The sequence below is a fragment of the Bradyrhizobium tropiciagri genome (assembly GCF_001189845.1).
GTDB lineage: Bacteria > Pseudomonadota > Alphaproteobacteria > Rhizobiales > Xanthobacteraceae > Bradyrhizobium > Bradyrhizobium tropiciagri.
This window is the reverse complement of the sequence record NZ_LFLZ01000135.1, coordinates 1-10,751: the sequence shown is the minus strand read 5'-3', so window position 1 is coordinate 10,751 and position 10,751 is coordinate 1. Positions and strand designations below refer to the sequence as shown.

At 59.8% G+C, this 10,751-nt stretch carries 7 protein-coding genes and 1 pseudogene; all 8 read right to left on the bottom strand.

Features of this window, described 5'->3' with window-relative positions; all coding sequences use genetic code 11:
- Window positions 1-35: 35 nt before the first annotated feature.
- A complete protein-coding gene (locus tag AKN84_RS43530; protein WP_050426481.1) occupies window positions 36-1,007 on the bottom strand; it encodes an ABC transporter substrate-binding protein in 972 nt (323 codons plus the stop codon).
- A 322-nt stretch (window positions 1,008-1,329) separates the two neighbouring features.
- A complete protein-coding gene (locus AKN84_RS43525) occupies window positions 1,330-3,114 on the bottom strand; it encodes an adenylate/guanylate cyclase domain-containing protein (protein WP_128971701.1) in 1,785 nt (594 codons plus the stop codon).
- A 262-nt stretch (window positions 3,115-3,376) separates the two neighbouring features.
- Window positions 3,377-4,945, bottom strand: a complete 1,569-nt coding sequence (locus AKN84_RS43520) for an adenylate/guanylate cyclase domain-containing protein (RefSeq protein WP_244485791.1) — start codon at window positions 4,943-4,945, stop codon at window positions 3,377-3,379.
- A gap of 410 nt (window positions 4,946-5,355) precedes the next feature.
- Window positions 5,356-6,249 (bottom strand): class I SAM-dependent methyltransferase, encoded by an 894-nt coding sequence (locus tag AKN84_RS43515; protein WP_128971700.1) that lies wholly within the window; start codon window positions 6,247-6,249, stop codon window positions 5,356-5,358.
- Window positions 6,250-6,383: 134 nt separating this feature from the next.
- A complete protein-coding gene (locus tag AKN84_RS50220) occupies window positions 6,384-7,655 on the bottom strand; it encodes a sensor histidine kinase (protein WP_283805593.1) in 1,272 nt (423 codons plus the stop codon).
- A 42-nt stretch (window positions 7,656-7,697) separates the two neighbouring features.
- A pseudogene (locus tag AKN84_RS50215) lies at window positions 7,698-8,411 on the bottom strand (GAF domain-containing protein); the annotation flags it as partial.
- A gap of 20 nt (window positions 8,412-8,431) precedes the next feature.
- Window positions 8,432-9,274 (bottom strand): GAF domain-containing protein, encoded by an 843-nt coding sequence (locus AKN84_RS43505; protein ID WP_128971698.1) that lies wholly within the window; start codon window positions 9,272-9,274, stop codon window positions 8,432-8,434.
- A gap of 253 nt (window positions 9,275-9,527) precedes the next feature.
- Window positions 9,528-10,511: an ABC transporter substrate-binding protein gene (locus AKN84_RS43500; protein WP_128971697.1), complete on the bottom strand. Its 984-nt coding sequence runs from the start codon at window positions 10,509-10,511 to the stop codon at window positions 9,528-9,530.
- Between the last annotated feature and the right edge of the window lie 240 nt (window positions 10,512-10,751).

The window sequence follows — 10,751 nt, the reverse complement described above, 5'->3', positions numbered from 1 at the left end:
CCAACAGCAGACTCATGCACCGCAGCAAAGCGTCATTATTCGACCACCTCGTCGGCGCGGGCGAGCAGCGGCGGGGGCAGCTCGATCCCAAGCGCCATGGCGGTCTTGAGGTTTATCTTCAAACTGACTTTGGTCGCTTGCTCGATTGGCAGGTCGGCCGGAAGCGCGCCTTTCAGGATGCGATCTATATATCCCGCCGCCTCTCGCCACAGAGCGAAGAAGTCGGCCGAATACGACATCAACGCACCCTGCCTCACTGCGGCGCTGAACCCGTAAATCGCAGGGAGCTTGCGCTCTGCGGCAAGCGTGATCAGACGCGGCATGATCGTCTCCAGGAACGGATCGTCCGGAACGACAAAGCCATCGAGGTTGGCCGGATTGATCGCGGCAAGGCTCGTCTCAAGCTCCGCCGGCTGTGCTGATAGAACGCTCAGATCGAGCGCAAGCGCTTGTGCCGCCGCCCGCGCCCTGTCGGCATACAGGCTGTATAACGGATTGTCAGTGGTCCAGAGCACCGCGATACGATGGAGCTTTGGTGTCACCTCCTTGAGTAGTTCTAGCCACTTAACGGCGTAATCGAACGAGAGCAGCGACAGGCCGGTGATATTTCCGCCGGGATGCGCGAGGCTCGCTACCAGCCCGGCGCCGATCGGATCGCCCATAACCAGAACAATAGGCACGATGGTTGTTGCGCGCTGTGCGGCGCGTGAAATCAGACTGCCCGGAGTTGCGAGCACGTCGACCTTGAGTGCCAGCAGCTCCGCAATCAGGCCAGGTACGCGGCCAGCGTCACCGTTGGCATATCGCTCTTCCAGCATGAGGGTTCGACCGATAACGTATCCCCGATCTTCCAGCCCCCGACGCAATCCGACGGTGCTTTCGTCGGTGCCGGGCGCACCGATCCAGACATAACCGACACGAGGCACTCGGCGCGGCTGCTGGGCGCGCGCAACGAAGGGCCACGCTATCGTGCCGCCGAGCAACGATATGAACTTGCGCCTGCTCATATGAACTTGCCCTGTTTTGGTTGATCAAATTGCATATGCTTGCTCCCACTGTGTGCCAGCGAGTGGCCGAGCTACCGCCTCCGGGATCAAGATATCATCTATCTGAATACGACGCCCTGAATTGGTGGCAGCAAGGGCCGCTGTGGGTCAATCGCTTCAGTCTAGCCCGGTGCCAGTGAGGTCCGGTCTACGCCACGCAGCGGACAGGTGGCCAGTCGGGCGCGTTGGTCGGAGATGGGCCAAGAACCGAAGTCAAGCCGGATGGAAAAATTTGGCAAGTAACGACTGAGGCTTCTGCAGGCCGCCTTGTGTCAGGGATCGATCACTCCGGCAGCCCCGTCTTGCGCAGGCCGTCGAGAAACGCCTCGAGACATTCAGGCTTCTTCATCATAATTCCGTAATACAACCGCATGCTGGAAACCGTGGTGTCGGGGTTCACAATAAGCAGGCGCTCCACCCATGCACGTCCTTCGTCGAGCCGCCTGAACAAGCCACAGGTCGCCGCCTTAAAGCGCAGCGCAGGCGGAAACTCTGGCTCCTCCTGCAACACCTTGTCACACCAGTCCGAAGTCTCTTCATAGCGGCCCGCCATGAAATGCGCCACCACGAAACCTGTCGAGCCGACATACGCGAAAACATCCAGCGGGCTGAGCCGTGCAGACCGTTCCAAATGAGTGATCGCTTGCTCGGTGTCGCCGAGATACGCGCGGAGCAGACCGCTGGTTCTCCAAGCGTTCGCCGAGTTCGGATTGAGCGTGAGCGCCCGGTCGATGAGCGCGATGCCGTCCAGAAAGTCTCCATTGAGTTGGAAGAGCGTGTGCCCCGCCATCCACAGCGTCTCCGAATCGTCCTGCCCCAGCGAGGCCGCCAGCTTCGCCAGGCGGATGCCTTCCGTAAGCGTGGCGTCAGAGGGAGACACCCAACCCCTCGTTTTCTGGTGGTTGTAGCACCATGCCGCGAGCCCGCACGGGGCGGCGTATCGCGGATCGATCTCGATGGCGCGGCGGAGCAGCCGCAACGCCTCGAGGTTACCTTCATAGCTAGCAGTGATTTGTGCCAGCGCGCGGAGGTACAGGTCGTAGGCGTCGAGGCTCTCCGTAGGCTTGCGGCGCGCCCGTTCAATCTCCGCGTGGCGCAGCTTGGGCTCGATGATGCCCACGACGCTCGCGGTGACCCTGTCTTGGAGGTCGAAAATGTCGTCCAGCGCGCCGTCGAAGCTGTCGGCCCAGACATGAGCCCCGGTCGTAGCATCGACCAGCTGTCCCGTGATGCGTACACGATTACTCGCCTTGCGCACGCTGCCTTCGAGCACGTAGCGCACGCCCAGCTCGCGCCCGACCGTCTTCACATCGACCGCCTTGCCCTTGTAGGTAAAGCTCGAATTGCGTGCGATGACGAACAGCGCCTTAAAACGCGACAGTGCGGTGGTGATGTCTTCCACCATCCCGTCGGCAAAATATTCTTGTTCCGGATCGCTGCTCATGTTCTGGAACGGCAGCACGGCGATCGAGGGCTTGTTGGGAAGCGGAAGCGGCCTGTTGGTCTCGGCAAGTGGCGACGTCGGAGATTCGCTGTCCGCAGTTGAGGATCGCACAGCATAGATCCTCACCGGTCGGTCGATATTCTTCAGCGACTTCTCGCCGAGATCATCGAAGGCAAACACCGTCTTCCCGCGCACCTGCCGATAGGCATCGTCGGACAGGCAAACGCCGCCCGGCTCGCATTCATTTTCGACGCGCGCCGCGACATTGACGCCATCGCCAAAGATGTCGCCGCCGTCGATGATAACATCGCCAACGTTTATTCCGACCCGAAACAGGATGCGTGGCCCATCCCCACTGGCTGTTCGCTCCGCCATCTTCCCCTGAACCTCGACTGCGCAGGTTACCGCATCGACGGCACTTGCGAACTCGACCAGCATGCCGTCGCCGGTGGTCTTTACGATCCGGCCGTGATGCTGGGTGATGGCGGGGTCGACGATCTCGCGGCGGTGCGCCTTCAGTGCCGCCAGCGTGCCAACCTCATCAGCGCCCATCAGGCGGGAGTAGCCCGCGATGTCGGCTGCGAGGATGGCAGCTAGCCGGCGATCGACCCGCGCCTCGGCCATCTGGTGCGCTCCGATCTAGCTTGGTAGTGGGGCAAGTCTATGCGTCGGAACCGGGGCGTGTCCATCGAGTTCGCGATGTCGCCTGCGGGTCAATCGCGTCGATTTGGCCGATGCTCGGTGAGGTCCGGTTTACCCTCGGCAGCCGACAAGCGGAGGAACGCCGGCTTTCGTCGGTATGGGCCAGATCCAGACTCATGCACCGCAGCAAAAAAGGTTCTTATTTTCTTATTCGATCACATCATCAGCGCGAGCGCACACCGGCTCATTCGGGTAACCCGGCTTTCCGAAGGCCCTCGATGGTCAGCTTCGAGTTTGATTGTCCGCCCCGAGCGATCCACGCTGATATCGTAAAGCCGGGATCAACCTCAAGCAGACGCGCCGCCGCCTCACGCGCCTCGGCGTCACGTCCGAGATGGGCGAAGGCGGACGCGAGACAGCGGTGAGTTGCCGAAAAGCTAGGGTTTTGACGAAGGCCTTTCTTCCCTGCGACGATGGCGTCCTCAAAGCGACGAAGCTCAATATAGGCATAGCCCATCCCAGTAAACGACCGATATAGCAGCGGGTCTACCGGGCTCATGCGTATGGCACGTTCAAAGCTACGCACTGCTTCCTCCGGTAACCCCGCAATTCTGTAGACCCATCCTCTGCAGAACCATGCCTGAAATGAATTTGGGTTGAGCGCGACCGCCTTGTCCGCCATTTCAATCTCACTTTCACAATCGCCGACCATGAACGCCGAGATAAAGGCAGCCCTTGCTAAAGTTTCCGGATCACCATCATCGACGCTCAATGCCAAGCGAAGAAACCGAACTGCTTCCTGCCTGTCCAACTGAGGATCGATGGTATAACCCAAGGTGACATTGTTCATGTGACAGAGACCTGCCAGCGCAGCGACAAGGCTAAACCGAGGATCCAGCTCGAAGGCACGATGGGCGAGTCGGATCGCTTCAGCCAACCCTTCGCGGGTCAGCGGGTAAGACTGTTGCATGGCTCTGAGATAACAATCATAGGCCGTGAGGTTCTCCGGTCGCCGCCGCGTGGCCATTGCAATTTCTGTTTGAAGCATCTTTGGCTCAATAGCCGAGACGACGGCGACCGTAACCTCGTCCTGGAGCGCGAAAACATCCGTCAGGTCGCGCTCGAACCTGTCCGCCCAAATGTGCGTGCCTGTCACCGCGTCAATCAACTGCCCTGTGATCCGAACCTTCCCGGACGCCTGGCGCACAGACCCCTCAAGGACATAGCGCACGCCAAGCCTGCGTCCGACCTCCTTTATATCGACGGCTTTGCCTTTGAACGTGAAGCTCGAATTGCGAGCGATCACGAACAACCATTTGAAACGCGAGAGCGCGGTGATGATTTCTTCAACCATCCCGTCCGCAAAATAGTCCTGCTCGGGGTCGCCGCTCATGTTCTCGAACGGCAGCACGGCGATGGAGGGCTTGTCCGGGAGTGGAAGGGCAGGACCTAACCCCTCGGTCGGCGCGCTATACGCCGCCGCGCGGATGGCGTATGTGCGGACCGGTCTGGAGATGTTCTTGAGCTGCTGCTCGCCGCAATCCTCGAAGCCAACGGCCAGCTTGCCCTCGACTTCGCCGTACACCTTCTCGGAAATCAGGATGCCGCCCGGATCGGCGATCCCCTCCAGCCGGACGGCAATGTTGATCCCGTCGCCGAATAGATCGCCGTCAGCCCCGACGATAACCTCTCCGAGATTGACCCCTATGCGTAGCCTGAGGGAGCTTCGGGCCTGACGCGATGCTTTCCTGTATCTCCACCGCGCATCGCACCGCAGCCGTTGGACTCGCGAACTCGGCCAAGGCGCCGTCACCCGTGGTCTTGATCAGTCGCCCGTCGTGGTGGGAGAGGCCAGGCTCGATGACTTCGCGCTTCAGCCGTTCAAACTCAGCGTAGGTGGCTTCCTCAGCGCGTTGCATCAACGCAGAGTAACCGACCACGTCGGCGGCCAAGATCGCCGCTAATCGCCTTTGAACCCGTTGCTCCGCCACAGCGTCCTCCGAACGGCCAGACTAACCACGCCGGTGGGACAGGGAGAAGCCTAGCACTTTGTTGCGGACCTGTGAGCGGTAATCGCGAGAGAGCCCTGCCCCCAAGCGGCATTTGCCGGGCCCAGACAGGCGCTGCATTCGGGGCCGCTAACAACATCGTGCATCAGGCGGGGCGCAGACCGGGTTCAAGCGGCGTTAATGACCGCTCAGGGCCACAAGAAGACAAACGAGGTCAGCCGCGCTGACCGCTTGCGAACTGAAATTCGACCTCGATCTCTACAGGTCCGCCGGTGTCTCCGAGGCCGTGTTGCACTTCTTCGCGGACTGTTTTGCGAGCGGATGGAGAGAGCGAGAGGTAGGCTTGTCCTGTTGAAGCGCCGCCACGTTCAAAAGGACCAAAATAAGCATCAAACGAAGGCAATCCGAACCGATGGGCCTGCTGAAATATTTCGACATTCTGGAACCCTGCGCTTTCGAATAGCTGACGAAGGTGAGCCGTGTCTCCCAATGCAAATGTCCTTGCCGTGGCCTCACTGATGGCCGGTAAGTGCTTGGCTATTACTGCGTTGATCCGGCCGTTGTAGGATCGTTCCGGCACAGTAAGAACGGAAACCGCCGCACGTCCGCCCGGACGAAGTACTCGCAAGAACTCTGATAATCCGCTCAGGGGATCAGGAAAGAACATGAGCTCCAGGCTGCAAATCAGAGCATCAAAACTTTCGTCAGCGAAAGAGAGAGACTGACCGTTCTCGACTGCAAAGGTGACGTTTGGCCTTGTACCCAAACGCCGCTCTGCCTGTTCGACCATTGCGGCCGAAAGGTCGGCAGCGACCACGTGCCCTTTTGATCCGACTGCGTGCAGGCATGCTTCCGCGGCAAGCCCTGTACCCGTTGCAATGTCCAGGACCTCCATACCTGTCGCAACACCGGCGGCACCTAAGAGGAACGGCAAGAAGTGGCTCGATACATGCGCAAAGGCGCGATCATATTCAGCTGCGGCCTCGTCGTGATAGGCAAGTTCTCCCGCCATCTCGATTCCTCCAACAGATTTTGTCAATTGGCCGGGATCATGACCGGCGAAATGAGCGGAAGCAAGAATACATGAACCCCACGCGAAGTCGGCCAAGGGTCAACAGCGCCGGTTCGGCTATCCGGCAGTCAGGTCCGCTCTACCCTCAAACCCGGGCATAGCCCGACGTGGCGCAAACCGTGGCGAAGGGCCAATGACAGGCATCCCAAGCCGAGCGATCGCACTTGCCTTCAGGCGCGGAACGCATTGACGCGCGGAAGAATGATCCGGATTTCGGTGAACTCGCCGGGCTGGGTATCTACCTCTATTGATCCTGCATGCTGCTTGACGATGATGTCGTGACTGATTGAAAGCCCAAGGCCCGTTCCCTCCCCCGCAGGCTTGGTGGTGAAGAAAGGATTGAACATCTTTTCCTTCACCTCGGCCGGAATGCCGGTTCCGTTGTCCCGAATCTTGATCTCAACACGATCCCCAAGATTTCGGGTTGCCGCCGCAAGCATCGGCTCGAAATCACTCGGGTCGAGCTCACGATTACGTTTAGCGACCGCATCGAAGCCATTCGAGATCAAATTGAGCAGGACGCGCGTGATCTCCTGAGGAAACACATCAGCCTGCCCGACAGCTGGATCGAATGACCGCGCAAGCGTGATGTTAAATCCCTGCTTCTCCGCCCGTGCTCCGTGGTAGGCGAGATTGAGGCTCTCTTCGACCAGCGCATTGATGTCGACCGGCCGGCGCTCGCCTGAGCCTTCACGCGCGTGCAGCAGCATGTTCTTGACGATCGCGTCGGCACGCTTGCCGTGCTGTACGATCTTGCCCAGGTTATCTCGCAGAGTATCCGCCAATTCGGTGATTTCGGTCCGCGTGTTGTGGTCGGCCGGCACTCGCGCCAAGGCCTCCTGCAGTTCGTCGATCAGTTCGGCCGACAGACTCGAGAAGTTGTTGACGAAGTTGAGCGGGTTCTTGATCTCATGCGCAATGCCGGCAGTGAGCTGACCAAGTGACGCGAGCTTTTGGGTCTGGACCAGACGGTCTTGCGCCGTCTGCAACTCGCGCAACGCAGTTTCGGCGGCATCGCGCGCCGCACGAATGGCTTCCTCGGCGCGCTTTCGCTCCGTGATGTCGGCATACATCATCACGAAGCCGCCGTCGGGCACTGGATTGCGGCGCACCTCGATGACATGACCGTCCGGACGCGTCCGCTCGTAGCGCACCTCCTGCCTGGTATCGTCGAGGGAGCGGCTCAGTTGCGCTTCGAGATCGGCCGAGCCGAACTCGCCTCGTGCAACCAGATAGCGGAAGAGCTCGGCAAAGCTTGGCCGCTCGGCCAGGACGGCCTCCGGCAGATCGAGCATCTCCTGGAAATTGCGGTTCCACGCGGCCAGGCGCGCCGCAGCGTCGAACATCGCGACGCCATCGCCCATATTGTCGAAGGTTGTGCGCAGTTCGGCCTGCCGCTCGCGCAACTCACCCAAGAGCCGCGCGTTCTCGATGGCGATCACAGCTTGCGCGGCAAAGCCCTCCAGGAGTGCAATCTCGTTCTCGGCGAAGGGCTTTACTTCGCGTCGGGCGCAGACGATCATTCCTAGGAGCGTCTCGTCTCGACGCAGCGGCACGAACAGCGCGGTACGAATACCGGCGAGCTCAACGGCAGTTCGCATGACCGGATGATCGATTTCCGCGCAATCGGATAGATGGACGAGGCGCTCGCCGGCGAGCAAGGCGCGACCTACCGGATGATCAGAGGCTCGAAATCCCCGTCGCAAGAGATCAGCGAATTGTTCTGGCAAATCATGCACGGCGACGGCCCGGAATTGTTCGCCGTCGTAGACCTGCAAGCTGCCGTAAGAGACTTCGCAAAGGCTGTGTGCCCTCTCCAGGATCGCATCGAACACCGGCCCGAGATTGCCGGGCGATGAATTGATAACTTGCAGAACATCGGCGGTTGCGGTCTGTCGCTCGAGCGCTTCGCGCTGCTCGGTCAACAGCCGCGTGTTCTCGATGGCAATCACAGCCTGATCGGCAAAGGTCCGCACCAACTCGATCTGCCGCTCGGTAAACGGCTCGGCTCGTTGACGCGCCAGGTTCATAACACCAATCGGCTCGCCATCGCGGAGCAGCGGCACGCCGAGGAGCGCGCGTATTTTCCCGAGTTTGAAAGTCTCGGGGAACCTATACTCTGGATCAGCGGTGATGTCGGCGATTTGAAGAGCGCGGCGTTCCGATATGACTCGCCCGGTCATCGTCCCCCGCCCCACCCCAGAGATCGGGTGGGTGTTCAGGAAATCCTGGAATCTGAGAGCATCGGCCTTCGCTTCAGGCGTCGAGCCGACCGCCGTGACATATCGAAAGACGTCCCCATGCGCTGCGAGAGGAACGCCATCTCAGCCTCGCACAACCGTGCCGCAGTCTGGGCGACTGTCTCCAGCACGGGTTGGAGGTCGAAGGTCGAGCGGCTGATCACCTTGAGCATGTCGGCGGTGGCGGTCTGATGCTGCAGTGATTCGGTCAAGTCGGCGGTGCGCTGGCGCAGCTCGTTCAAGAGCCGCGCATTCTCGATGGCGATGACAGCCTGAGCGGCGAAGTTGTTCACCAGCTCAATTTGGTTCGGTGCGAATGGCCGTACTTCTTGGCGGTAGATTACGATTGCCCCGATTAATTCGCTCTCTTTGAGCATTGGCACGGCAACGAAGGATCGTGCTCCTGCCTGCTCGACAGTGACCACACGCAGTGGCTCACGCTCAGCGTAAGCGGAATCGGTTTTGAGATCGGGGATATGCACGATCTGCTTTGTGTGCAAAATTCGACCGAGACCGGTGTTCGCACTTGGAAGTATCGGTCCATGCTGCTCCCAGAAGGCGCGATAGGCTGGGGGAACATCGTGCAAATGCGTCGCGTGAAAGCGTTCACCATCGTAGAGTAGAATATGGCCGAACTTGGCCTCACAAATGCGCAAAGCGTTCGCAAGCATGGCCTCAAATGCGGACTTCAGTTCGCCCGGCGACGAGCTAATAATCTTTAGCACTTCTGCGCTCGCAGCCTGCAGCTCCACCGCCTCATCGCGTTCGCGCTTTAGGCGCTCCACAAGGTCATCGGGCAAGTGCGCAGCCGTGGCAGCCATCGGCAGCCTCTTCGTGCGCTGACCCTTTACGGGCCCTTTCGTTTGACCGCGTCGCTGCAAGTCGCTCCCTCACGGCGGTTAGGCTATCCTACCAAATCCACAGTTTCGCGCCATGGCAGGATGTCTCTTTTGGGTCAAGATGCGAAGAACTCAACCTGAGCAAATCTAGTCCGCCATGCCTCGCCGAGCGGACGTCAATAAGGTGCGCAACTACTTCGCTGATGGGCCATTTCCGGACTCATGCAACGCACCATCATTCGATCACCTCGTCGGCCAGGGCGAGCAGCTTATCCGGCACCTCAAGGCCGAGCGCTCTGACAGTCTTGAGATTAATGACGAGCTCGACCCTTACCACTTGTTGGACTGGCAACTCAGCTGGTCTGGCACCCCTGAGAATTCGGCCAACATAGACGCCGATCTGATGAGAAGCTTCAGCCTGATTCGTGCCATAGCTGATGAGACCACCAGCGGTGGGAAACTCGCGACGGTCGGCAATGGCAGACATCGCATAACGGATTGCTAACTTGGCCAATTGATCGCGTCGGCTCATCAAGAACGGATCAGGGCTCACGACCAGCGCAGCGATTCGCTTTCGGCTCATATCCGCGAAGGTGGCATCGATTTCAGTCTCGTTGGTCACATTCATGGTCTGCAATATCAGGCCGAGAGCATGTGCTGCCTCGCGCAATTCGCGCTCCTCGAATTCGCTGAATGGATTGGCGGGATTTGTAAGCAGAGCGATGACGTTCGCCGCGGGAACAAGTTGGTGCAGCAGCTCAAGACGCTTTGACACGGCCGCGGTGTTGAGGGCGGCTATACCTGTTAGGTTTCCGCCCGGCCGATTGAGGCTGCTCACGAGCCCGAGCCGTACCGGGTCGGCCCCGGTAAGGAATACGACCGGAATCGTTTTGGTTACTGCTTTTGCGGAGACTGCAACCGGGGTACCGCCGGCCGCAACAATCACCGCCACTTGGCGCCGAACGAGATCGCTCGCAAGCGTCGGAAGTCGACGATAGTCACCTTCTGCCCAGCGGTATTCGATCGCTACATTCTGACCTTCCACATAGTCAAGGTCCTTAAGCCCATCGAGGAATGCGGGCACGAGATGTGCGAACGCTTCGTACGACCCGCTATGGAGATACCCGATCACGGGCATCGCCGGCTGCTGCGCAAGGGCTGCGAGCGGCCACGCAATAGTGCCGCTACCGACGAGCGTAATGAACTCGCGCCGTCTCATTGCTGCCTCTCGGGCTCAGGACACGGAATTGTACCCAGTTGAGCAAGAACTGGGGAAGGGGCTGAATTCGGGTTTCGCACCCGATTTCGACGACCGGCTGATATCGCCTTCGGGTCAATCACGACGGTTTGCACGCGCCTCAATGAGGTCCGGTCTTGCACTCACTGCCGACATGTTGACGGTCAGCCAATTTGGTTGCGAGGGGCCAGAAACAGACTTTGCCACCGGCCAATAAGCGGG